The organism is Micromonospora sp. DH13, from assembly GCF_020873825.1.
In the GTDB taxonomy this organism is placed as follows: domain Bacteria; phylum Actinomycetota; class Actinomycetes; order Mycobacteriales; family Micromonosporaceae; genus Micromonospora; species Micromonospora haikouensis.
The window spans coordinates 71,816-97,545 of record NZ_JAHWGR010000023.1; the positions used below are offsets into that span (position 1 = coordinate 71,816).

Here is a 25,730-nt window from a genome sequence, read left to right on the forward strand (position 1 = left end):
GAACGTGACGTACCGGGTTGAGACCTACGAGAAGACCTTCGCGGGGCACGAGCCGTTCATCGCCCAGCACCGCTCCTCCGGCTTCGGCATCCTGCCCGCGTCCGTACAACTGGAGATGGCCCTGCTCGGGGTCGCCCAGCGCCGGGCGTTCGCCCCGCTCGAACTCGTCGACGTCGCCTTCGTCCGGCCGTTCACCGTCGCCGACGACGAGCGGGTCACCGGCCGACTCGACGTGACCTTCGCCGAGCGGACCCGCTTCGAGCTGAGCGCGGTCACCCCCGACGGCCGCAAGGCCGTCTCGACCGGCACCGGCGGACCGCTGCCGGCCGACGCCCGACCGCCGGCCGCGTGGGAGGTGACCTGCCCGGTGCCGGTCCCGCCCGAGCGGATCTACCGCGGCTGGGCCGAGGCCGGCCTGACGTACGGGCCGGACTTCCACACCGTACGCCGGCTCTCCGTCGGCGACGGCACCGCCGAGGCGAGCCTCGCCACGGTGGCCCAGCCGGTGCCCTGGTACTCCCACCCCCTGCTCGTCGACGGCGTCTTCCAGGTGGTCAGCTGCGCCCTGCAGGATCTCGCCGACGGCGACGCGCCCGGCCCGATGCTGCCCATCGGCGTCGCGCGGCTCGCCCTGTACGCGAACCTGTCCGCCCTCACCACCGGGGTGACCGTGCGGGTGCGCCGCACCGCCGTGCAGGACGCCTGGTCCGTCGCGGACGCCGTGCTGCTGGACCCCGCCGGCCAGGTCGTCGCCGAGCTGACCGGGGTACGCATGCGCCGGCTGCCGGCGCACCGGTCCGCCGCGGCTCCCGGGCTGCTCACCCGCATCGAGTGGACCCCCGCCGACGCCCCCGCGCCGCGCCGCCCGGCGACCGGCACCTGGGTGGTCCTGCACGACGGCGGCCCCGACGCCGCGGGGGCGGCCACGGTGCGGGCGCTGCGCGCCGACGGGGCCCGCGTCGTCGAGGTGCTGCCCGAGGGGCCGGCCCCGGCGACCGGGGCCGACCGGCGGGTCATGCCCCGGCCCGACGAGGCCGCGTTCCAACGGCTCTGGGAGGAGATCGGCGCGCCCGTCGAGGGCGTCGTGCACCTGTGGAACACCGGTCCCGCCCGGCCGGACCAGGCCGAGCTGGCCGCCGGCCTGTACGCCTGCCTCGCCGCCCTGAAGACCCTCGGCCAGCGGCAGCGCTCGGGCCGCTTCCTCGTCGCCACCGAACGGGCCCAGCCGGTGGCCGCCGGGGACGCCCCCGAGCCGGCGCGGGCCGCCCTGTGGGGGCTGGTCCGCACCGCCGCCATCGAGTACCCGGGGCTGCGGCCCCGCCTCGTCGACCTCGACCCCGCCTCGGCCGACGCGCTCGTGGCCGAGCTGGGCGGCGACGGTCCGGTCGAGGTCGGCTACCGCGCCGGCGTGCGGCACGAACCGGTCCGCGTCCCGCTGCGCGCGTCCGACAGCGGCCGGCCGCCGGTGCGGCGCGACGGCCGGTACCTGATCCTCGGCGGGCACGGCGGCCTGGGCCTCGCCGTCGCCCGCCGCCTCGCTGGCGACGGTGCCGGCCTGGTCGCCCTGGTCAGCCGCTCCGGCGGGACCGGAGCCGACGCCGACGCCCTGGCCGGGATCGAGTCGTACGGCTGCCGCATCGCCTCGTTCGCCGCCGACGTCGCCGCGCCCGGCGCGCTGACAGGCGTGGTGGCGGAGATCCGGCAGCGCTTCGGCGACCTGCACGGCGTCGTGCACGCCGCCGGTGCCCTCCGTGACGGCCTGCTGCGCGGCACCACCGCAGAGGACGTGGCGCAGGTGCTGCGCCCCAAGGTCGACGGGCTGCACGAGTTGGCCGCCGCCGTCGCCGGCACCGACCTGGACTTCGCCGTGCTGTTCGCCTCGGTCTCCGGGACGTTCGGCAACCTCGGCCAGGGCGGGTACGCCGCCGCCAACACCTACCTCGACGCGTACGCGCACGCGCGGGGCGCGCCCTGGACCAGCGTCGACTGGGGACTGTGGGGCGAGGTGGGCATGGGCACCGCCGTGGCCGAGCAGCTGCGCCGTCGTGGCGTCCGGCCGCTGGGCACCGTCGAGGCGCTCGACGCCCTGATGACCGTGCTGCGCGACGACGTCCGGCAGGTCGTCATCGCCCACCCCGACGCCCCGGCCGGTGCCCCGGCCGCGCCGGCGACGGGCACGACACCGGCCAGTACACCGGCCGCGTCGCCGGCACCGGTCCCGCCGGCCACCGCGCCCGCCGCCGCAGCGAGCGGCCCGTCCCCGGCCGGCGACGTCGACGCCGGGCGCACCGAGGACGGGCTCGCCGAGTTCCTCGCCGAACGGCTCGGCATCGACGGCTTCGACCGGACGGCGCCGCTGACCGACTACGGCATCAACTCGATCATGAGCGTCGAGCTGGCCGAGGAGCTGTCCCGCCGCTGGCGGGTCACCCTCCCGGCGACCCTCTTCCTCGAGTACGGCGACTTCGCCGAGCTGGCCGCCGCGCTCGCCACCCGGTACGCGGCCGGCCCTCCCGCCGCCCCCGAGCCGGCCCCCGCCTCCGCCGAACCGCCGGCCGCCGCCCCGGCCGCCCCGACGCCCGCGCCGGTCGTCGCCATGCCCGAGGCGACCACCCCCGCGCCGGCCACCCCCACGTCCGAGCCGGACCCCGCGCCCGCACCGGTGTCCGCGCCCGCCCCCGAGCCGGCCGCCCGGCCCGCCCCGCGCGGCGGCGACATCGCGGTGGTGGCCGTCTCCGGCGACCTGCCCGGCGCCCGCGACCTCACCGACCTGTGGCCGATGCTCCGCTCCGGCGCCGACGCCTTCACCGAGATCCCGGCCCACCGGTGGAACATCGACGAGCACTTCCAGCGGCGCGGCCCCGACATGACCGGCACCTACTGCCGCACCGGCGCGTTCGTCACCGGGATCGACCGCCTCGACCCGAGGTTCTTCGGCATCGCCGTGCGCGAGGCGCAGGAGATGGACCCGCAGCAGAAGCTGCTGCTGGAGCACGCCTGGTCCGTCGTCGACGACAGCGGCTGCGCCGGACGGCGGGACGTCGGCGTCTTCGTCGGCGCCACCTACACCCACCACCGCGACGCCAACGGCCTCGACGCCGTCGGCCCGCACACCGCCCTCGGCTCGATGAACGCCGTCCTGGCCAACCGCATCTCCTACGCGCTGGACCTGACCGGTCCCTCGCAGACCGTCGACACGCTCTGCTCGTCCTCCCTCGTCGCCCTGCAGCAGGCGGTGGTGAGCCTGCGCACCGGGCAGTGCGGCGCGGCCATCGTCGCGGCCTGCCACGTCGGCCTGACCCCCTGGTACTACCGCAGCCTCAGCCAGCTCGGCGCGCTCTCGCCCACCCGCCCCCGGCCGTTCGACGACCGGGCCGACGGGTTCGTGCCCGGCGAGGGCGCGGTCGCGGTCATGCTCAAGCGGCTCGACGACGCCGAACGCGACGGCGACCGGATCCACGCGGTGATCCGGGGCGCGGCGGTCAACCACGGCGGCCGGGGCAGCGCCCTGCCGGTGCCGCGCAGCGAGGCGCAGGTCGCCGTCATCCGGGCCGCGCTGGCCGACGCCGGCCTCGCCCCGGCCGACATCTCCCTGGTCGAGACCCACGGCACCGCGACCCGGCTGGGTGACCCGATCGAGATCGCCGCCCTGGCCGAGGTCTTCGACGGCGACCGGCCCGAGCCGGTGCACGTCGGCTCCGTCAAGGCCAACATCGGCCACCTCGAACCGGCCAGCGGCCTGGCCGGCCTGGTGAAGGTCCTGCTCTGCCTGCGGCACGGCGAGATCCCGCCCCTGGCCGGGTTCGAGACGCTCGGCACGCACATCGCCCTGCCCGCCGGCCGGCTGGTCATCCCGACCGAGCCCCGGCCATGGCGCTCCGCCGGGCCCCGCAGGGCCGGCATCAGCGCCTTCGGCATGGGCGGCACCAACGCCCACGTCGTCGTCGAGGAGTACGCCCCGAGCCCCACCGCTGCCGCCGCCCGCCCCGACGAGCCCGCCGGCGAGCACCTGCTCGTCCTCTCGGCGCACACCCCAGCCCTGCTCGCCCGACGCATCGCCGACGTGGAGCGGCTGATCGGGCGGGACCGGTCGGTCGACGCCGCCGCGCTGTGCTTCTCCGCGGCGGTCGGGCGCAGTCACCTGCCGCACCGGATCGCCGTGCTCGGTGCGACCGCCGACGAGTTGGGCGCGGGCCTGCGCCAGGCCCTGCGCGCCGGGCCGGACCCGTCGGCGACGGTCCTGCGCGGCGCGACCGTCCTCGCCGGCGACCCGGCGCCCTGCGGCCCGGACCTCGCCGCCCGGCTCGCCGCGTACGTGCCGCTGACCGCCGAGCGGATCGCCGCAGAGCTGCGCACGCCCGACGGCACGCTGCTCGCCGCCCTTGCCCACCTGTACGTCGCCGGGCGCGACGTCGACTGGCGGCGGCTCCACACCGGCAGCGGGCTGCGCCGGGTGCCGCTGCCGCCCTACCCCTTCCGCGACCTCGCCGACCCTGCCCAGCCGGGCCCCGCCGGCCCGCCCCGCCTCGCCGCGCCCGACGACCGCGTCCTGGACCGGCTGCTGGGCGCGCACCGCGTCTTCGGCGAGGAGACGCTGCCGGCCGCGTTCCTCGTCGCCAGCGGCTTCGCCCGCGCCGCCGTCCTGCACCGGCTCGCGTTCACCGCGCGGGGCACCGGCCGGCACCGGCTCACCAGCGACCCCTCCGGCGACACGACCACCTTCTCCTACGGCGGGCGGCCCGTCGGCCACCTCACCGTGGGCGCGGCCGACCTGTCCGACCCCGCCCCGGAGCCGGTGGCGCTGGACGCCCTGCGCGCCGGCTACCCGCGCACGCTCGACCCCGCCGGCCTGTACGCGTGGTTCGCCGCCAAGCACGTCGACTTCGGCGCCCCGCTGCGCGTCGTCGGCCACGTCGCGTACGGCACCACCGGCGTACTCACCCAGGTCGACCTCGCCGACGCGGACCCGGGCGTCCGGGCGGTGGCCGCCCTCGACGCGGCGTTGCAGACCATGGCGGTGCTGACCCTGGCCGACCCGGCCGCGTCCACGCTCACCTACCTGCCGGTCTCGATCGGCCGGGCGGTGCGCTGGGGCGACCCGGCCGGCACCCGACACGTCCACCTGCGCCTCGCCGGGCAGGACGCCGACGGCAGCCGACGCGCCAGCGCCACCCTCCTGGACGCCGACGGCCGCGCCCTGGTCCTCCTCGACGACGTGGTCTACCGGCCCGTCGCGGCGGGCGCGCCCGACCCGGGCCGGGTGACCCCGCCGGCCGGCACCCCCGCGCCCGACCGGGTCCCGCCGGCCGGTGGGACCGCCGCCGACCCGCCGCCGTCCCGCCCCCACGACGGCCCCCGCCTGCCGGAGGAGACGGTGGTCGACCTGGTCCGCGCGGTGCTGCGGGACCCGCAGGTCAGCGCGACGAGCCCCCTCGCCGCCGCCGGCATCGACTCCATGCTGGCCACCATGGTCGCCGCCGAGGTGCAGGACCGGCTGGGGGCGACGCTCAGCCCGGTCGACGTGCTCCAGGCGCGCGACTGCCGGGCCCTCACCGCCGTGGTGGCGTCCCTCCTGCCCGACGAGCCCCCTGCGCCGCCGGCCCCCGACGCTCCGTCCACCCCCGACGCCGCCCCCACCGGCTCGGACGCGGCGACCGGCGGCGACGCCCACGACATGGCGATCATCGGCGTCGCCTGTGCACTGCCCGGCGCCACGGACCCCGAGGGCTTCTGGTCCCTGCTCGCGGGCGGGGGCAGCGGCGTCGGCCCGGCGCCCGCGTTCCGCTGGCCTGCCGACGGCGACCCCGACGGCGCCCCGGTGGGCGGCTTCCTCGCGCAGATCGACGAGTTCGACGCCCGGTTCTTCGACTTCTTCGCCAAGCAGGCGGAGGTGCTCGACCCGCAGGTCCGCTGGCTGCTGCGCACCGCCTGGGAGGCGCTGGAGTCCGCCGGGATCGCCCCGCTGTCCACGCCCTCCTCGACCGGCGTCTTCGTCGGCGCCAGCTACCAGCACTACAAGGACTACAACATCCCGCCGGAGCTGGACGCCGCCGCCGGCCTCGGCAACCACAACGCCTTCCTGGCCAATCGGGTGAGTTATTTCCTGGATCTGTCGGGTCCGAGCATGACGATCGATACGTTGTGTTCGTCGTCGTTGGTGGCGTTGCACACGGCGGTGCGCAGCATCCGCAGCGGCGAGTGCGACCAGGCCATCGTCGCCGGCGTACGCCTCGCGATGTCCCCCCTGCACTACACCGCGATGCGCAACCTGCGCGCCCTGTCCCCGACGGGTACGTCGCGGGCGTTCGACGCGTCGGCGGACGGGTTCGTGCCGGGTGAGGGTGTGGTCACGGTGGTGGTCAAGCCCCTAGCCGACGCGGTGCGCGACGGGGATCGGATCCGTGGGGTGATCCGGGGAACGGCGGTGAACCACGGTGGTCGCACGAGCGGGTTGACCGTGCCGAGCAGTGCCGCCCAGCGCGACGTGATCGTGGCGGCGTTGCGGGACGCCGGGGTCGGTCCGGAGGGGATCGGTCTGGTGGAGGCGCATGGCACCGGTACGAGTTTGGGTGATCCGATTGAGGTGGAGGGTTTGACGCGGGCGTGGCGGGAGTTCACGTCGCGGACGCAGTTCTGTGCGATCGGTTCGGTGAAGTCGAACATCGGTCATCTGGAGCCGGCTGCTGGTCTGGCTGGTGTGGTGAAGGTGCTGCTCGCGTTCGATCGGGAGCAGATTCCGCCGACGTTGCACGTGCAGCGGCCGAATGATCACATCCGGTTCGAGGAGTCGCCGTTCTTCGTGGCCGACCAGGTCGTCGCATGGCCTCGGGTGGCGGGTGTGCCGCGGCGGGGTGCGGTGTCGGCGTTCGGGATGGGTGGGGTGAACGCCCACGTCATCCTGGAGGAGCCGCCCGTCGCCGCCCCGCGCGGGCCACTTCCGCCGCGTCCGCACCTGGTCCGGGTCTCCGCCGCCAGCGAGGACGCGGTGCGCCAGCTCGCCGCCGCGTACGCCGAGGTGTTCGCCGCCTCCGACGACGACCGGCGGACCGCCGACCTCTGCCACACCGCGAACGTCGGCCGCTCCTTGCTCGACTACCAGAGCGCGGTCACCGGCCCCACCGGCCCGGCCCTCGCCGAGCAGCTCCGGGCCGTCGCCGACGGCCGGCTCCCGGTGGCCCGCGTCGACGCCGCCCTGGCCGCCGACGCGCCGCCGGCCGCCCCGGACGGACCGCCGGACGCCTGGCACGAGGCGCTGGCCGACCTGGCCCGGCGCGGTCGCCCCGGCATCGACTGGGCGGCGCTGTCCGCCCCGGGCTCCCGCATCGTCGCGCTGCCCACCTACCCGTTCGCCCGGGGCCGCTACTGGCACACCCGCAGCGCCGAGGCGACGGCGGCGGCCCCGCCGCCCACCGTGCCGCAGTCCGCCCCGGCGGCGTCGCCCGCCGCGCCCGCCGCCGCCGCCGCGCCCGCCGCGCCCGCAGCCGCCGCCGCGCCCGAGGCGCTGTGCACGCGGTGGCGGGCCACCGCGCCCCTCACCGGCGGGTCGGCGTACGGCGTGACCGTCCGGGTGGTCGCCGCCGACCGGGCCACCGAGGGCGTCGTCTCCGCCGCGCTGTCCGCCCAGGGCGCCGACATCGCCGCCCCCGGGGCGCCCGCCCGCGCCCTCGTCGTGGTCGCCGCCGCCCCCGCGTCCGCCGCCACCGAGCCGGACCTGCGCGGCTTCTGGGAGCAGCTCCGCGAGGTCACGGCGGCCCTCCCGCCGCAGGCGAAGGTGGTCTGGGTCGAGCACCGCTCGGCCCCGGTCGACGAGGCCGACCGGGCCCTGCTGGACCCGGAGGCCGCCGCGCGGGCGTTCACCGTCCGGGCCGCCGCCGCCGAGCACCGGTTCGCCGTCGCGGCCCTCGACCTCGACGCGGGCGACCCGGCCGAGACCCGCGCCCGGCAGATCGCCGCCGAGTTCACCGCGCTGCGCCCCGGCGTCAACACCGCCGTCGCCTACCGGCGGGGGATCCGGTACGCCCCGGAGCAGGTCCCGGCCGCACCCGGCCCGGCCACCCCGCTGGACGGCGACGGGTACCACCTCGTCACCGGCGGCCTCGGCGCGATCGGCCGGCGGCTGGTCGCGCACCTGGTGCGCGGCGGCGCGCGGAATGTCGGCATCGTCGGCCGGTCGCCGGCGGACCCCGGTGCCGAGGAGTTCCTGGCGCAGATGCGGCTGCACGCCGAGGTCGACTACCTGCGATGCGACGTCGCCGACGCCGCCGCCCTGACCGACGCCGCCGCGTCCTTCGGCCGCCGCTGGGGCCGGCTGCTCGGCGTGGTGCACTGCTCCGGCGGGGTCAACCCGTTCGGGTCGCTGCGCCGCCGGCCCTGGTCGGAGGCGGCCCGGGTGACCGCGCCGAAGGTCGCCGGCTCCCGCAACGTGGTGCGACTGGCCCGCGCGCAGGGCGCGGGCCACGTCGCCCTGGTCTCCTCGATCGCCGGCGCGCTGCCGCACGCCGGCCGGGGGCTGGTGGACTACGCCCTGGCCAACGCCTACCAGTTGGCGCTGGCCGAGCAGTCCGGCGACGACGGCACGACGGTGACCGCACACGCCTGGCCGAACTGGGTCGGCATCGGCATGGAGGCCGACGACTCCGTCGCCGCCGGGCACTCGATCACCCTCGACCAGGCGCTGACCGGATTCACCGCGCACCTGCGCACCGGCGGGGGAGTCGTGTTCCCCGGCACGGCCGCGCCCGACAGCGTGCCGCCACCCGCGCCCACGACGGCACCGCCCACGACGGCCCCGGCCAGGACAGCCCCGACGGCGTCGGCTGCCACGGCCCCGGCGGCACCACGGTCAACGCCGGCCACGCGACCCGCTGCGGAGCCCGCGCCCGCGCCGGCCGCCGCAGCCGGCCTCGCGTACACGCTGGTGCGCGACGCCTTCGTCGACGTGCTCGGCGAGGACCCGGGCGACTGCCCCCTGCCGGACCTGGGCCTGGACTCGCTGGTCATCGTGGACCTGACCAACGCCATCGAACGGCTCGGCGGGATCACCGTCGACCCGTCCCTGGTGATGCGGGCCCGCACCATGGCCGACCTCGCGGCCCGGCTGCCCGGCCCCGCCGGCGCGCCGCCCGCCGCACCCCAGGAGGCGGCCGGGCCCGGCACGCCCGACGCGCCGCCGCCGGCACCCGACGCGGGCGGGCAACCCGCCGCGCCGGCCCCGGACCTCGGCGCGCTGCTGCGGCCCCTGCTCGTCCACGGCCAGCAGCAGGGCCACTGACATGCCCACCGAGCGGGACGGAAGGAGCGACGCGACCATGACGGACAATCGGATCGCGGTGATCGGCATGGCCGTACGGCTTCCCGGCGCCGAGGACGTGACCGACCTGCGGTGGATGCTGACCCACGACTCGGTCGAGGTCGACGAGGTCCCGCCCAGCCGCTGGGCCCGCGACCTCTACCTCGGCGACGGCGACCACCAGGGCACCCACCACCGGGGAGCGTTCCTGCAGGACCCGTTCTCCTTCGACCACGAGGCGTTCGGGCTCACCGCCGCCGACGCCGTCCTGCTCGACCCGCAGCAGCGGGTCATGCTGGAGGTCGGGGCCCGCGCCCTGGAGGACGCCGGATACCTGGCCGCCCGGCGGCGGCTCGACGCGGGCGTCTTCGTCGGCGCCCGGATGAACTCCTACGGCTTCGACCACGGCCGCGGCGTCGCCCCCGCCGGCCGTGCCGGTGTCCCGGTTGCCGGCCCGCCGGTCCCGGCCGCCCTCTGGGGCCGCTCGCAGAACTTCGTCGCGGCGTGGCTGTCCGACCGGCTCGACCTCGCCGGGCCCAGCCTCGTCGTCGACACCGCCTGCTCGTCGTCGCTGACGGCGGTCTGGCTGGCCTGCCAGAGCCTCGCCGCCGGCAGCTGCGAGATCGCCGTGGTCGGCGCGGTGGACCTGCTGGTCGACCCGCTGACGTTCGTGCTGCTCTCCCGCACGGGCGCGCTCTCCCCGGACGGGCTGTGCCAGACCTTCGACGAGAAGGCCAACGGGTACGTCCCCGGGGAGGGCGCCGTCGCCCTGGTGCTCAAGCCGATGGCGGCGGCCGTCGCCGACGGCGACGTGATCCTCGGGGCGATCACCGGCACCGGCGTCAACAACGACGGCCGCACCATGGGGGTGACCACCCCCAACCTGGAGGCCCAGGTCGAGCTGCTCACCCGCGTCTACGACCGGGTCGACCCCGCGACCGTCCAGTACGTCGAGACCCACGGCACCGGCACCGCCATCGGCGACCCCATCGAGGTGCGGGCACTCACCGAGGTGTTCGGCCGGCACGGCGTCGCCCGGGGCAGCGTCGCGCTGGGCTCCCTGAAGCGGCGCATCGGGCACCTGCACTCGGCGTCCGGCCTGGCCGGGCTCGCCAAGATCGTCCTCTGCCTGCGGGACGGGGTGGTGCCCGGCGTGCCGGTGCCCGCCGTCAACCCGCGCCTGCGGCTGGACGCCAGCCCCTTCCACCTGCCGCCGCGCGCCGAGCCCTGGCCGGCGGCACCGACCCGCCGGGCCGCGGTGAGCGGGTTCGGCTTCGGCGGCACCAACGCGCACGTCGTCGCCGAGGCGGCCGGCGCGCCCGCCGCCCCGGCCGGTGCCGGGCGCGCCGCCGAGGTGCTGCCCCTGTCCGCCGACAGCCCGGACGGCCTGCGCGAGCTGGCCGCGCAGTGGCTGGAGTTCCTGCCGACGACCGCCGACGACCTCCCCGACGTGCTGGCCACCGCCCGGCTCGGACGCCCCCACCGCGCCGTGCGGTGCGCCGTCGCCGGCACCGACGCCGCCAGCCTCGCCGCCGCCCTGCGGGCCCGCCTGCTCGCCGCCGACGCCCCGCTCGGCGAGACCCGCCGGCGGCGGCCCGCCGTCACCGTGCGTCCGGCCGCCGCGCCGGCCCCGCCGGCCTGGCTGCTCGCGCTCACCGGGTCCGTGCCGGCGGTACGGGAGATCGTCGGCCGGTTCGAGGCCGCCGTCGGCAGCCCCGTGACGACGTTCTCCGGCCCGCTGCTGCGGATCTGCGCCGGGGTCGTGCTGGCCGTGGCGCTGCGCGACACCGGCGTACCCGAGCAGGCGGTGGACCTGCCGCCCGGCTGGGCGCCGATCGCCGACTTCGCGCACGGGCGTACCACGCTGGAGCAGGCGCTGAGCGCGGTCCTGACCGGCCCGGCCGCGACCGCCGACGACCCGGCGGCCGGCACCGCCGACTCCGACTGCGACGCCGGCCCGGAGCTGTGCGCCCGCCTGGCCGACGTCACCGACGAGCGCGGCGTCGCCGCGCTGCTCGCCACCGTCGCGGCGGAACTGTACGAGGCCGGCGCGGACGTCGACTGGGCCACGTTCCAGGGGCCGGCCGGGTGGCGCAAGCGGCTGCTGCCCGCCGCACAGGCCCGGGGGCCCGCGCTGGACCTGCGGGAGCCCCTGCGCTCCGCCGAGCCCGGCGGCCCGACCACCCTGGACGCCGACGAGGGCCCGGCCGGGTACGCCTTCTCCCGGGTCTTCGGGGCGGGCGAGACGCCCATCGCCCAGCACTCCGTGTACCGCCGGATCATGCTGCCCGGCGTCGCCTGGTTCGACTTCCTGCGCCAGGGCGCGCAGCTGCGCGGCGACGCGTTCCACGGGGTGCGGGACGTGCTGTTCCACCGGCCGCTGATCCCCACCGGCGCGCACCGCGTGCAGTGCCGGGTCGACGGGCAGGGCCGGTTCACCGTCGCCGACGCCGACGGCACGCCCTTCGTCACCGGCCGGTACGCCCCGCAGCCCGACCCGGCCCCGGCCACCGAGCCGCTGCCGGAGCTGCTCGCCGCCTGCTCGCGGCTGCACGCCGGCTCCACGGTCTACCGGTGGCTGCGCCGCATCGGCTACCACCACGGCCGCTACTACCGCAACATCTCCTGGGTGGCCGGCCTCGCGGGCGGGGGCACGCTCGCCCGCATCGAGGGCGGCCGGCAGCGCGGGCTGAACCCGCCGGACGTCCAGCTCTTCCCGGGCCTGCTGGACAGCGTCACCATCGCCGCCATCGACCCGGACAACCCCGTCTTCGGCACCGAGCACGCGTCCGCGTTCATCCCGCTGTCGGCGGACCGGGTGAGCGTGCACGGCCCGCTCGACGACGCCGCCTACGTCCGCACCGAGGTGTCGTTCTGGAACGAGGAGGCGTGCCGGGTCACCCAGGTCGTCCTCGACGCGCGGGGCGTGCCCCTGCTGACCTTCGGCGACATCTCGTCGAAGCGGGTGCCCGTGCTCGCGTTCAGCGACCAGCCACCGGCCCCCGCCGCGCCCCGCCCGGCCCCGACCGCCGTCGCGCCCGCCCCGGCCCCGGTCGCGGCGGCCCGGCCTCCGGCACCCCCGGCGCCGGCCGTCCCGGCCGGGCGGCCCACTCCGGCCGAGGCCGCGCAGCCCACCGCGGCCCCGACCACACCGGTCGCTCCGGCCGCCGCCCCCGCACCGCCCCCGGTGCCGCAGCGGGCGGGGCTTCCCGGCGGTGTCGCGTCGGCGTCGCCCGTCGCGCGGGCGCTCGCCTGGTTCCTGGCCCTGTCCGGCACGGACGCCGAGCACGCCGACACCGAGTTCCTCTCGGCCGGCTTCGACTCCGTCGGCCTGGTCGGGCTGAGCGACCGGCTGTCCCGGGAACACGGCCTGTCGCTCTATCCGACCGTCTTCTTCGAGTATCCGACGCCCCGCAGCTTCGCCCAGCACCTCGTCGACGAGGCCCCCGACTTCGTCGCCTCGCTGGCGGCACCGCCGGCGGGCCCGGCGACCGCCCCCGATCCGACCCCGGAGCCACCCGTCGCCCCGCCCCCGGCCGCCGCCAGCGCCCCGCCCCTCGGGTCGGCCGATGCCCCCCGGTCGGTCGAGGCCCCCGAGCCGGTCGCGGCGACGCCGCCGGCCGTGACCGCCGGACCGCCGCCGGTCACCACCCCGCCCCAGGCCGTCGACCATGCGCAGGCCGCCGAGCGTACGGACACCGGGCGCGACATCGCCGTCGTCGGCGCCGCGATCCGGGTGCCCACCGCCGACGACCTCGACGGGTACTGGTCCCTGCTGGCCGAGGGGCGCGACACCGTCCGCGTCCTGCCCGACGGCCGCTGGCAGCGCGCCGAGGAGGGCCCCGTCCCGCAGGCGTCCTTCCTGGACCGGGTCGACGAGTTCGACCCCGTGCCGTTCCGGATCTCCGCCCGGGAGGCGCCGCTGATCGACCCGCAGGCCCGCATCGTGTACGAGACCATCTGGGAGGCATTGGAGGACGCCGGCCGGATGGGGCAGGGCGACCGGGAGAACCGGATCGGCCTGTGGATCGCCTACAGCCACGACCACTACCACGAGGAGCGGTCCCGGCACGGGGTGCCCGACGGGCGTGGCCTCGGCCTGGAGGCGATGATCCCGAACCGGCTATCGTACCTGATGGACTGGCACGGGCCCAGCGTCGTGGTCAACACGCTGTGCTCGTCGTCGCTGGTGGCCCTGCACACGGCGCTGCAGCACCTGCGGGCCGGCGACATCGACACGGCGGTCATCGGCGGCGTGCACGCCGCGATCAGCCCCGAGTACTTCCGCTCCATGCAGGACCTGCGGGCCCTGTCGCCCACCTTCCGGTGCCGCGCGTTCGACGTCGACGCCGACGGCTTCGTGCCCGGCGAGGGCGCGGTCGCGGTCGTGCTGCGCCGCCGCGCCGACGCCGAGCGGGACGCCGACCGGATCCGGGGCCTGATCAAGGGCGCGGCGGTCAACCACGGCGGCCGGACCACCCGCTACTCCGCCCCGAGCCCCGCCGGGCAACGCGACGTGATCGTGGCGGCGTTGCGGGATGCGGGGGTGGGTCCGGACGGGATCGGTCTGGTGGAGGCGCATGGGACGGGTACGTCGTTGGGTGATCCGATTGAGGTGGAGGGTTTGACGCGGGCGTGGCGGGAGTTCACGTCGCGGACGCAGTTCTGTGCGATTGGTTCGGTGAAGTCGAACATCGGTCATTTGGAGCCGGCTGCTGGTTTGGCTGGTGTGGTGAAGGTGCTGCTCGCGTTCGATCGGGAGCAGATTCCGCCGACGTTGCATGTGCAGCGGCCGAATGATCACATTCGGTTCGAGGAGTCGCCGTTCTACGTGGCGGACCAGGTCGTCGCATGGCCCCGGACAACGGGTTCGCCGCGGCGGGGTGCGGTGTCGGCGTTCGGGATGGGTGGGGTCAACGCCCACGTGATCCTGGAGGAGCCGCCGGTTGGCGCCCCGCGCGAGCCGGTGCCGCAGGAGTCGTTTGTGGTGAAGGTGTCGGCGTCGAGTGTGGAGGGTGTGCGGCGTTTGGCGGGTGATTATGCGCGGGTGTTGTCGGGTGTGGGGACGAGTGGTGTGGGGGATTTCGGGTTCACGGCGAATGTGGGTCGGGCGTCGCATCGGTTCCGGGTGGCGGTGTCGGGTGTGGATGGTGTGGGTTTGGCGGAGGGGTTGTCGGCGGTGGCGGCGGGTGATCGTGCGGTGGGTCGGTTGGTGAATGCGGCGCCGGTGTCGGTGTTCATGTTTTCGGGTCAGGGTTCGCAGTATGCGGGGATGGCTCGGGGTTTGTATGGGGTGGAGCCGGTGTTCCGGGCGGCGTTGGATGAGTGTGCGGAGTTGGTGTCGTCGGCGGGGGTGCCGTTGTTGGAGTTGTTGTTCGGTGGTCGTGGTGGGGAGTTGGTGCAGACGCGGTTTGCGCAGGTGGGGATTGTTGCGGTGCAGGTGGGGTTGGTGCGGTTGTTGGAGTCGTGGGGGGTTCGGCCGGGGTTGGTGGTGGGTCATTCGGTGGGTGAGTTGTCGGCGGCGTGGGCGGCGGGTGTGTTCGGGTTGAGAGATGTGTTGGGGTTGGCGGTGGCGCGGGGTTCGTTGATGCAGGGGCAGCGGTCGGGTGGGGCGATGGCGGCGGTGTTCGCTGATGCCGAGGTGGTGGGGTCGGCGGTGGTCGCTTATCCGGGGTTGGAGGTGGCGGCGTGGAATGGGCCGCGGAGTGTGACGGTGTCGGGGCCGGTGGATGTGGTGGATGCGTTTTGCGCTGGTTCGGGGTTGCGGTGTCAGCGGTTGGTGGTGAGTCATGCGTTTCATTCGGAGGCGATGGCGGGGGCGGTGGGGCCGTTTGCGGAGGCGGTGTCGCGGGTGGTGGTGTCGGCGCCGCGGATCGGTTTTGCGTCGTCGATTTCGGGTCGGTGGCATGATGCGGGGTCGGTGGCGGATGGTGGGTTGTGGGGTGGGGGGATTCGGGGGCCGGTGTTGTTTGGTGAGGCGTTGGGGTTGGTGGGTGCGGCTGGTGGTGGGGTGTTCTGGGAGATTGGTGCGCATCCGGTGTTGACGGGTCTGGGTCGGCAGGTGTTGCCGGATCCGGGGTTGGTGTGGTTGTCGACGTTGCGCAGGGGGCGTTCGGATCAGGTGCAGGTGCATTCCGCGGTGGCGGAGTTCTACAGCCGTGGTCTGGGTGAGGTGGACTGGGTGGGGGTGCATGCCGGTAAGGGGCATCGCACGACGACGATTCCCACCTACCCCTTCGAACGCCGGACGTACTGGGTCCCCAATGGACGAGACAAGTCGAGAATCGTCGCGACGAGCCGTCCCGCTTCCTTGAGGGAGGAAACACGCAAACCTAAGATCCACCTCTACCCGCCCGCTGAGGGAATCTCTGTCGTGAAGGACCGGATGCAATGACTGGCGAATACGGACTCAAGCGCCACTTCAACGGTGACGCCGCCCGCCTCATCGGTGGGAAGATCCGCGAGGTCCACCCGGAGTTCGACGTCGAGGACTACGCCGTCGAGGTCGAACGGCGGATCCCCGGAAAGGAGCTGAAGGACCGCGTCCTCGTCCTGGCGGAGGGGCTGCGCAGCCGGCTCCCACAGGACTACCCCGAGAGCGTGCGCATCCTCGTGTCGATCCTCGGCGACGAGCTCGCCGAGGGGGAGGGGATGTTCAACGTCAGCTGGTACCTCATGCCGGTGGCCCGGTTCGTCGAGGAGTACGGCCTGGACCACCCGGAGGTGTCCCTCGACGCCCTCGTCGAGATCACCAAGCGGCACACCGCCGAGTACGCCATCCGTCCGTACATCGAGCAGCACTACGACCTGACGATGAAGCGGATGGTCGACTGGGCGCGCGACCCCAGCCACAACGTGCGCCGCATGGCCAGCGAGGGCACCCGTCCCCGCCTGCCCTGGGCGCGCACGCTCACCATGTTCGTCAAGGACCCGCAGCCCGTCCTGGAGATCCTCGAACCGCTGCGCAGCGACCCGTCGGAGTACGTCCGCAAGTCCGTGGCGAACAACCTCAACGACATCTCCAAGGACGCGCCCGACGTCGCGTTGGCGACCGCGCTGCGCTGGCAGCAGGAGAGCCCGACGCCGGAGACTGCCTGGATCGTCCGGCACGCGCTGCGCACCCTGGTCAAGAAGGGCAACCAGGAGGCCCTCGCGATCGTCGGTGTCACCGGCGGCGAGCACATCCGCGTGCCGTCGATGCGGCTGTCGCCCCGGTCGCTGACCCTCGGCGAGTCGACCCTCATCCGCCTCGACGTCGAGAACACCGACAGCCGTCGGCACACCGTCGCCGTCGACTACGTCGTGCACCACGTGCGCAAGAACGGCCAGAGCATCCCGAAGGTCTTCAAGCTCACCACCCTCGAACTGGCCCCCGGCGAGCGCCGGACGGTGGAGAAGTCCCACCCGGTGCGGGAGGTCTCCACCCGGCGCTACTACCCCGGCGAGCACCTCGTCGACATCCAGGTCAACGGCCAGGTCCTGGCCACCGACAGATTCGACCTGCGGCTGTGATCGCCCACCGGACCCCGCTGGCCGCCGACGACCCGGTGCTGCGCGACCACCGGATCGGCGGGACGCCCGTGCTGGCCGCGGCGGCGCAGGTCGACGCCATGCTCACCGCCTGCGACGCGGCGCGGCCCGGCGGGAGCTGGAGCCTGGAACAGGTCGCGTTCCTCGCGCCGCTGCGGGTGCCGCCCGGCACGACCGTCGAGGTCGAGACGACGCTGACCGACGACGGGGAGTGCGCGCTCGGCTCGTGGGAGCCGGGCGCGTCCAGCCCGACGCCGCACAGCCGCGCCCGGGCCACCCGCTCCGCGCTGCCGCCCCCGCACTACCTGGACGTGGCCCAGCTGCGCGCCGGCTGCGTCGACGAGGTGCCGCTGGCCGCCGTCGCCGACTGGCGGCGGGGCAGCGGCATCGAGTACGGCCCGACCTTCCACGCCATCCGCGCCGCCCACCGGGGGCCGGGCCGGATGCTGGCCCTGCTCCGCGCGTCCGGGGGGCTGACCGACCCGCACCTCGTCCCGCCGGCGCTGCTCGACAGCGTCTTCCAGTGCCTCGGGATGCTCGACGACGGCACCGCCGGGGGGTGCCTGCCCTGGTACGTGGGGCGGGTCACCGTCCGGCGGCGGGTCACCGGCACCGTCCTGGCGCTGGTCGAGCGCACCGACCCGCAGGGCGCGTCCGGCGGTGCGGTGCGCGGGCGGGCCACCGTCTGCAACCAGCAGGGCGAGGTGCTGCTCGAACTGGACCGGATCATCCTGAAGGCGCCGGGGCGGGCCGGCGGATCCGACCGCCCGGCGGGGGCACCGGCCCGGCACCGGCCGGTCCCCGCCGGGTCGGTCACCGCCGTCACCTGGCAGCCGGTCACCCCGACCCCGGAGCCGGAGCCGACCGGCGGCCACACCTGGCTGGTGTCGCGCGAGCTGTCCGGCGGGTCGCCCGACGACGGGCCCGTGCTGCTCGACCCGACGGACCTGCACGACGAGCACGTCGACCGGGCGCGCGCGCAGACCCCGCCGGCCGAGGTGGTCTACGTCGCGCCGCGCGGGGTGCGCGACGCCGACGAGGCCGCCGCCGTCCTCCAGGGCGTGTTCACCCTGGTCCGGCGGCTCGCCGCGCAGCCGCCGATGCCGGCGCTCACGATCGTCACCAACGCCGCCCACCAGGTCACCGGCGACGAGCCGGTCGAGCCGGTGCAGACCGCGCTGTGGGGGCTGGCGCGCACCCTGCGCATCGAGCACCCGCAGGTCCGCGTACGCCTGGTCGACCTCGGCCTCGGCGGTGCCACGCCCCCGCCGACGCTCGACGAGGTGCGCCACGGTGAGGCGGAGCTGGCCTGGCGCGACGGCACCTGGTATGCCCCGGCGCACCCGGCGGTCGACGCCACCCCGGGCGAGCGGGCGGGGCGGGCGGTCGGCGGCCGGTTCCTGATCACCGGCGGCCTGGGCGGCATCGGCCTGCACGTGGCGGAGTCCCTGGCCGGCGCGGGCTGCGCCCACCTCACGCTGGTGGGCCGGACGGTGCCGACGCAGGGGCCGGCGCGGGACCGGCTGGACAAGCTCGCCGCCGCCTGCGACCTGCGGCTCCTCGCCGCCGACGTGCGCGACCTGCCGGCGGCGCTGGCCGACGCGGAGCCGTTCGACGGCGTCTTTCACGCCGCCGGCGTCCTGCGCGACGCGCTGGCGCGCAGCCTGTCGCCCGAGCGCGTCGACGAGGTGTTCGCCCCGAAGATCGGCGGGGTGCACGCGCTCGACGCGGCGTTCGGCGCGCGGGCACGCCCCGGGTACGTGGTGCTGTTCTCCTCGATCTCGGCGACGCACGGCAACCTCGGCCAGAGCTCGTACGCCTGCGCCAACGCCTACCTCGACGGCTACGCCGCCCGCCGCCGGGCCGAGGGGGAGGCCTGGTACAGCCTCGGCTGGGGCCTGTGGGCCGTCGGCATGGGTGAGCAGGTCGCCGACGCGGCGGCGGCGCGCGGCATCCCGGCGCTGCCCGCCGACGACGGCGTCGCGCTCCTGCGGCACACCCTCGGGCTGCCGCCCGGCAACTACGTCCTGTCCGCAGTCGACACCCCGAAGGACGACGAGATGACGACCCCTGTGACCTCTCCCGACACCCGGCTGTGGCCGGAGCTGTCGGCGATCCTGAAGCGGACCCTGCACGTCGCCGAGGTGTCGCCCGAGGACAACCTGCTGGACCTGGGGCTGGACTCGATGATGGCGGTCGAGGTCTCCGCCGCGCTGGCCGGCGCGGGCGTCGAGATCGACCCGGCCACCTTCTTCGACCACCCCGGCGTCGGCGCGCTGCTGCGGCACCTGGAGGGGCTCCCGCGTGCCGCCACCACGACGGCGCCCGCACCACCCGCACCGCCCGCGTCGTCCGTCGCGCCCCCGGCGGCCGGCCCCGCCGGGCCGCCCGCGCCGGTCGCCGTACCCCCGGTGGTGGCCGCGTCGCCCGCGGCCGTCGGGTCGGGCGGGCCGGCGGCGCACCGGTTCGTCCCGGACTGGGACCGGTTCCGTGACGGCGACGGCGACGCCGTCGTGCGCCGCCCGGCCGGGCGCACCGCCGAGCCGGCGGCGGTCGACGGACGGCCCCCGGCGGCGAACGGGCGGCCCGCGCCGGCCCCCGCCGCCGGCCACCGCCCGGCCCCGGCCGGCCCCCCGCCGGCCGCGCCCCGGCCCGCCGGGCCGCCCGGCGTCGCCGCCCCTCTCGGCGGTGCGGTTCCCCGCCGCACCCTGCCCGGCCGGCTCGCCGACCGCCCGGACGGCACCTTCCTCGACCGGCGCATCGACGCGCTGTCGGTGGACGACCGGCTCGTCATCGCGCGGGACGACTACTTCTACGAGCCGGTCATCGAGGAGTCCAAGGGCGCCTGGATCAAGTTCGACGGCCGGTGGTTCCTCAACTTCGCCTCCTACAGCTACCTGGGGCTCATCGGCCACGACTACATCAACCACCAGGCGCAGCGCGCCCTGGAGCGGCACGGCACCGGCGCGCACGGCGTCCGGCTGCTCGCCGGCACCCTGCACCTGCACCGCGAGCTGGAGCTGGCGATCGCGCGGTTCGTCGGCGCCGAGGACGCCATCGTCTACACCAGCGGCTACATGGCCAACGTGGCGACGGTCGGCGCGCTGGTCGGGCCGGGCGACGTGGTCATCGGCGACGTCTACAACCACGCGAGCATCCTCGACGGCTACCGGCTGTCCGGCGCGACCGTCATCACGTACGCCCACAACGACCTGGCCGACCTGGAGCGGGCCCTGCGCCGGGCGGGCGACGCCGGCAAGCTGGTCGTCACCGACGCGGTGTTCAGCATGGACGGCGACGTTGCCGACCTGCCCGGCATCCTGGAGCTCTGCGAGCGCCACGACGCCCCGCTGATGGTCGACGAGGCACACAGCCTCGGCGTGCTGGGCGCCACCGGCCGGGGCATCACCGAGCATTTCGGCATCGACCCGGCCCGGATCGCGGTGAAGATGGGCACCCTGTCCAAGACGGTGCCGAGCACCGGCGGCTACGTGGCGGGCTCCAGCGACCTGATCTTCGCCCTGAAGAACAACGCCCGGGGCTGGATGTTCTCCGCCGCCGGCACCCCGATGCAGGTGGCCGCCGCGCGGGCGGCCGTCGAGGTCATGGAGGCGGCCCCGCACCTCACCGGCGAGCTGCGGGCCCGCACCGACCGGTACCGCGCGCAGCTGCGCGCCCTCGGCTTCGACACCCTCGGCAGCGTGACGCCGGTGGTGCCGATCATCTGCGCCAGCGCCGGCCAGGCCCAGGAGATGGCCCGGCTCTGCCAGCACGAGGGCATCTTCGTCCAACCCATCGTCTATCCCACCGTGCCCAAGGCGCTGCCGCGCCTGCGGACCATCGTCAACCTCAGCCACTCCGTCGACGACCTCGACCACGCCGTCGCCGTCTTCGCCGACGCCGGCCGGCGGGTCGGGCTCATCGCCTGAGGGCAGCCGGGAGCGTTCCGGTCGCGACACCACCCGTGTAGCCGGCCGCCCGCAGCGGGCGGCCGGCGGAAGAAACCCCGTCGAGAGGAGACCACAGTGAGCGACATCGACAGCAGGGCGTTCTTCGGTGCCGTCCTGAAGGCCATCGCCTGCACCCGCAACCACAACCCGGACGAGTCCGGCTACGCCGAGGGCGTGCTCGCGCCCACGGCCCGCATCCGCGAGTTCGAGAAGGAGCTGGGCGACCGGCCGCTCGGCCCCGCCGAGGTGGACCAGGTCCTCGCCTGGCTCGACTCCACGTTCCGGACCAAGCACACCCCGGCCGAGGAGCGGGAGCACTACCTGCGGCGCGTCGCCGAGGTGACCGGACAGACCCGGGCCCAGGCGGCCGTCGCCGCGTAACCGGTCGCCCTCCCCGAGCGGGCCGCGGCGTCGACACCCCCCCCGTCGGCGTCGCGGCCCCGACCACCCCTCCGACCCGAGCGCCAAGGACGTCGCACATGCCGAATCTCGCCTGGTACAGCCACGAGGTCTGCTTCTGGCACGACCCCGGCCAGGGGTCGGGCTACCTGCCGGTCGGCCCGGGCATCGAACCCCTGCGCCAGTTCGCCGTCGACCCCGACCTGCGCCGCGCCGAGGGACTGGTGCGGATGGCCGGGGTGCTGGACCACTACACCCAGGTCACCCCCGCGCCGGCCGGCGACGACGACCTGCTGCTCGTGCACACCCGCGAGCACGTCGACCGCGTCGAGGCGGCCTCCGCGCTCGGTGCCGGCGACGCCGGGGTGTACGCGCACGTCAACCACCACAGCGCCCACGCCGCCCGGGTGGCCGTGGGCGCCTGCGTGCAGGCCACCGAAGCCGTGCTCGACGGGCGGCACGACCGGGCGTACTGCCTCGTCCGGCCGCCCGGGCACCACGCCGAGCCCGACCGGGCGATGGCCCTCTGTCTCTACAACAACGTGGCGATCGCCGCGCGGGCGGCCCAGCGGCACGGCGTACGCAGGGTGCTGGTGCTCGACTGGGACGTGCACCACGGCAACGGGATCCAGCGCACCTTCTACACCGACCCGGACGTCCTCTACGTCTCGATCCACCAGGAGGGGCTGTTCCCGCCCGCCTCGGGCCTGGTCACCGAGACGGGGGAGGGCGCCGGGGCGGGGCGCACCCTCAACGTGCCGCTGCCGGCCGGCTCGGGGCACGAGGCGTACCTGGCGGCGCTGACCCGGCTGGTCGAGCCGGCGGCCCGCGCCTTCGGCCCGGAGCTGATCCTCGTGGCGGCCGGCCTCGACGCGGGCGGCCACGACCCGATGGGCCGGATGATGTGCACCAGCCGGACCTTCCACGCCATGACGGCCCGGATGTGCGCCCTCGCCGACGAGCTGACCGGCGGGCGGATCGTCCTGGCCCACGAGGGCGGCTACTCGGCGTGGTACCAGCCGACCCTGGTGCTGGCCGTCGCGTCGGCGCTCGCGGGCCTGCCGGAGCCGCCCGATCCCTTCCTGCACTCGCTGGAGCACCTGCCGGGGCAGCGCCTGCGACCGCACCAGAACCGCGTGCTCGCCCACCTCGAAGCCCACCATCCGCTGCTGGCGTGAGGACGACGATGAACCCCTGGTTGCTGAAGGTGGGCGGCGGCGCACGACCGGCCGCCGCAGCCGGGCCGGACGCCCCGTGGGCGCGGCTGGTGGCGCTGCCGCACGCTGGCGGCTGGCCCTCGGCGTTCCGGTCCTGGACGCGGGTCGTCCCCGCCGGGGTCGAGTTCCTGGTCGCCCAGCTGCCCGGCCGGGGCCTGCGCGCCGCCGAGCCGCCGCTGCGGCGGGTCGAGCCGCTCGTCGACGGCCTCGCCCGGGCGCTCACCGAGCGGGAGCCCCTGCCGTACGCGATCGTCGGGCACAGCTTCGGCAGCGTGCTCGGCTACGAGCTGACCCGGGCGATGGAGCGGGCGGGACTGCCGCCGCGGCACCTCGTCGTGTCGGCCCGGCAGCCGCCCTGCTTCCCCAGCGAGCCGCCGTACGGGCACCGGCGCACCGACGCCGAAATGCTGGAACACCTCGTGGACATCGGCGGCATCGCCCCCGACCTGCTGCACCGGGCGGACCTCGTGCGACCCGCGCTGGCCGCGATCCGCGCCGACCTGGAGGCCATGGAGACCTACGAGCGGCCGGCCACCGGCACCGGCGTGCCGATCCTGTCGTTGGGCGCGGCGGACGACCCGATCGTCGTCGCCGACCGGCTGCACCTGTGGTCGCTGGAGACGACGGGGCCCTTCGCCCGCCGGTTGTTCACCGGCGGCCACTTCTACCTGTACGAGCCATACGTCGCCGAGGCGGTGGTCACCCACCTGACGACCCACTGTTTCCCCCGTCCGGCGACACATCAAGAAAGGATCCACATTGAGCACCACGATCGAACCGCAGCACCGGGCGGGCCCCCGGGAATGGCTCGGCCTGGCAGTGCTGGCGCTGCCGACGCTCCTGCTCTCCATCGACATGAGCGTCCTGCACCTCGCGGTGCCGCACATCAGCGAGAGCCTGTTGCCCAGCGCCCCGCAGATGCTGTGGATCATCGACATCTACGGCTTCATGATCGCCGGGTTCCTGGTCACCATGGGGACCCTCGGTGACCGGATCGGCCGGCGGCGGCTGCTGCTGATCGGCGCCGCCGCGTTCGGCGTGGCCTCCGTGGTCGCCGCGTACGCCGACACGCCGGCCATGCTGATCGCCTCGCGCGCCGCCCTGGGCGTCGCCGGGGCCACCCTGATGCCCTCCACCCTCGCGCTGATCAGCAACATGTTCCAGGACGCGCGCCAGCGGGGCGTCGCCATCGCGGTCTGGGTCACCATGTTCTCCGTCGGCGTCGCGCTCGGCCCCGTCGTCGGGGGCGCGCTGCTGGAGTACTTCTGGTGGGGCTCGGTGTTTCTGCTCAACGTGCCGATCATGGCCGTGCTGCTGGTGGCCGGGCCGCGGCTGCTGCCGGAGTACCGGGACGCCGACGCCGGCCGGCTCGACCTGGCCAGCGTGGCGCTGTCCCTGGCCGCGATCCTGCCGATCATCTACGGCCTGAAGGAGCTGGCCAAGGACGATGCGGGCCCGCTGCCGCTGCTCGCCGTCGTCGCCGGCCTGGTCGTCGGGGTGTTCTTCGTCCGTCGGCAGCGTGCCCTGGCCAGCCCGCTGATCGACCTGCGGCTGTTCCGCAACCGCCCGCTGGCCACGGCCCTCGTGGCGATGCTGTTCAGCATGCTCATCGCCGGCGGGACGTACCTGTTCGTGACGCAGTACCTGCAACTCGTCGTCGGGCTCTCGCCGCTGCGGGCCGGGCTCTGGCTGCTGCCGGCGGCGCTCGCGTTGATCGTCACGTCCATGCTGTCGCCGGTGCTGGCGGGGAAGATCGCGCCGGCCCGGGTGGTGGCCGCCGGCCTGGCGGTCTCGGCGGTCGGGCACCTGATGCTCGCCCTGCTCGACAGCCAGGGCGGCCTCACCCAGCTGGTGGTCGGCTTCCTGCTCGTCTACGCCGGTGGCGGCCCGCTCATCGCGTTGGGCACCGACATCGTCGTCGGGTCGGCGCCCCCCGAGCAGGCGGGCTCCGCCTCCGCCGTGTCGGAGACCAGCACCGAGCTGGGCATGGCGCTCGGCGTCGCCATCCTGGGCAGCGTCGGCGCGATCGTCTACCGCAGCCAGTTCACCGCCCCCGAGGGCTCGGCCGCGGGCGACACCCTCGCCGCGGCCGTCGCCGCGGCGCAGCAGCTGCCCGGCGACGCGGGCGCTGCGCTGCTGGCCGCCGCCCGGGACGCCTTCACCGGCGGCCTCAACCTCGTCGGGGCGATCAGCACCGTGATCACGGTCCTACTCGCGGTGGCGGTGCTGACCATGGTCCGCGACCGCCCGGCCGGCGACGCCGAGGCCGGCGCGGACGACGCCGTGCCGGCGCAGGCGGCCTCCTGAGGGCCGGCCGTCCCGGCGGGTCACCGCCCGCCGGGACGGCTACCGCCCGGTGACGGCCGGCTCGGCGGGCGACGGGTCGGCCTGCGGGAGGCGGAACGGCACGGGGTCGGTGAGTTCACCGACGAACGCGCCGTCGACCCGGTCGAGGAAGCCGATGAGCGCCCACCCCCGGTCGCCGTCGGGGACCAGGCGGGGCGCGTACAGGTGCGGGTGCGGGACGGGGCGCGCGGCGGCCACGTCCCAGGGGCCGCGCACGCCCGGCGCGTCCGCCACCCAGATCCGGTGGTCGCGCAGCCGCGGGTCCGCGACGGCGTTGGTGCAGAACAGCAGGAGGGGCCGGCCGTCGACGACGGCGACCTGCGGCACCTCCAGGTGGCCGAAGCCGGCGGGCGCGGACAGCGGCGGCCGGACGGTCCAGGTGACCAGGTCGGGCGAGGTGGCGTGCCCGATGACGCCCCGGCCGCCCGCCGGGCCCCGGTTGGCGCGGGCAGTGACGAGCATGTGCCAGCCGTCGCCGTCGGGGTCGGCGAAGACCCAGGGGTCGCGCCAGGCCTGCTCGTACCACGCGTCCCGGTCGAGCAGCTCGTACCAGGTCGGGTCGGCCTCCACGAGGGGGCCGTCGCCGTGCCGGTGCCAGGTGGTCAGGTCGTCGGAGACGGCCAGGCCGACGCGCTGGACGAGGCCGCCCTCGGCGCGTCCGACGCCGGTGTAGAACAGGTGCCACCGCCCGTCGGGGCCGCGGACGGTGCAGCCGGTCCAGGTGGCCAGGTCGTCCCAGGCGGGCGCGTCGGCGGGCACGAGCGCGTCGGGGAGCAGGGTCCAGGAGCGCAGGTCGGTGGAGACGGCGTGCCCGATCGACGCCCGGTGGTGGCGGCGCTCGGGGTCGTGCAGGGCCCGGGAGGCGCGCAGGAAGAACACGTGCCACCGGCCGTCGTCGTCCTGGACGTACCAGCTGTCCCACACCCAGTGGTCCGGCAATCGCAGCATGGCCGGCAACCTATCAGTGAATCGGTTTAGCAACCACCTCGGCCGGCGGTG

The 25,730-nt window shown here is 75.6% G+C and carries 8 protein-coding genes and 1 pseudogene; 8 read left to right on the forward strand and 1 reads right to left on the reverse strand.

All coding sequences use genetic code 11. The annotated features are described in order from the left end of the window. Nucleotides 1-4 precede the first annotated feature (4 nt). The 8 genes and pseudogenes from LPA42_RS21430 (at nucleotide 5) to LPA42_RS21470 (ending at nucleotide 24,692) form a co-directional block, all read left to right on the forward strand. Nucleotides 5-9,271 (forward strand): SDR family NAD(P)-dependent oxidoreductase, encoded by a 9,267-nt coding sequence (locus LPA42_RS21430; protein WP_308291156.1) that lies wholly within the window; start codon nucleotides 5-7, stop codon nucleotides 9,269-9,271. Nucleotides 9,272-9,308: 37 nt separating this feature from the next. Then, nucleotides 9,309-15,683, forward strand: coding sequence for a type I polyketide synthase (locus LPA42_RS21440; RefSeq protein WP_228986810.1), 6,375 nt, complete (start codon nucleotides 9,309-9,311; stop codon nucleotides 15,681-15,683). Beyond that, complete coding sequence (locus tag LPA42_RS21445) at nucleotides 15,680-16,801, forward strand: DNA alkylation repair protein (RefSeq protein ID WP_077937877.1); 1,122 nt, start codon at nucleotides 15,680-15,682, stop codon at nucleotides 16,799-16,801. The genes LPA42_RS21440 and LPA42_RS21445 overlap by 4 nt, the downstream gene beginning before the upstream one ends. Next, nucleotides 16,798-20,748: a bifunctional SDR family oxidoreductase/pyridoxal phosphate-dependent aminotransferase family protein gene (locus LPA42_RS21450; protein WP_228986811.1), complete on the forward strand. Its 3,951-nt coding sequence runs from the start codon at nucleotides 16,798-16,800 to the stop codon at nucleotides 20,746-20,748. The genes LPA42_RS21445 and LPA42_RS21450 overlap by 4 nt, the downstream gene beginning before the upstream one ends. A gap of 96 nt (nucleotides 20,749-20,844) precedes the next feature. After that, nucleotides 20,845-21,150, forward strand: a complete 306-nt coding sequence (locus tag LPA42_RS21455) for a hypothetical protein (RefSeq protein ID WP_077937879.1) — start codon at nucleotides 20,845-20,847, stop codon at nucleotides 21,148-21,150. A 98-nt stretch (nucleotides 21,151-21,248) separates the two neighbouring features. After that, the gene (locus LPA42_RS21460) at nucleotides 21,249-22,346 is read left to right on the forward strand and encodes a class II histone deacetylase (RefSeq protein ID WP_077937880.1); all 1,098 of its coding nucleotides are present in this window, start codon (nucleotides 21,249-21,251) and stop codon (nucleotides 22,344-22,346) included. Nucleotides 22,347-22,354: 8 nt separating this feature from the next. Next, nucleotides 22,355-23,086 (forward strand): annotated as a pseudogene (locus tag LPA42_RS21465) (thioesterase II family protein); the annotation flags it as partial. A 154-nt stretch (nucleotides 23,087-23,240) separates the two neighbouring features. Next, nucleotides 23,241-24,692: an MFS transporter gene (locus tag LPA42_RS21470; protein WP_198956581.1), complete on the forward strand. Its 1,452-nt coding sequence runs from the start codon at nucleotides 23,241-23,243 to the stop codon at nucleotides 24,690-24,692. Nucleotides 24,693-24,731: 39 nt separating this feature from the next. Here the strand turns inward: LPA42_RS21470 and LPA42_RS21475 are convergent, their stop codons facing one another. Beyond that, complete coding sequence (locus LPA42_RS21475; protein WP_077937882.1) at nucleotides 24,732-25,679, reverse strand: glycoside hydrolase family 68 protein; 948 nt, start codon at nucleotides 25,677-25,679, stop codon at nucleotides 24,732-24,734. Between the last annotated feature and the right edge of the window lie 51 nt (nucleotides 25,680-25,730).

Coding starts and splice junctions, on each gene's coding strand:
- LPA42_RS21470 (WP_198956581.1), top strand. CDS start 23,241: ATGAGCGTCCTGCACCTCGCGGTGCCGCACATCAGCGAGAGCCTGTTG.
- LPA42_RS21460 (WP_077937880.1), top strand. CDS start 21,249: ATGCCGAATCTCGCCTGGTACAGCCACGAGGTCTGCTTCTGGCACGAC.
- LPA42_RS21440 (WP_228986810.1), top strand. CDS start 9,309: ATGACGGACAATCGGATCGCGGTGATCGGCATGGCCGTACGGCTTCCC.
- LPA42_RS21475 (WP_077937882.1), bottom strand. CDS start 25,679: ATGCTGCGATTGCCGGACCACTGGGTGTGGGACAGCTGGTACGTCCAG.
- LPA42_RS21445 (WP_077937877.1), top strand. CDS start 15,680: ATGACTGGCGAATACGGACTCAAGCGCCACTTCAACGGTGACGCCGCC.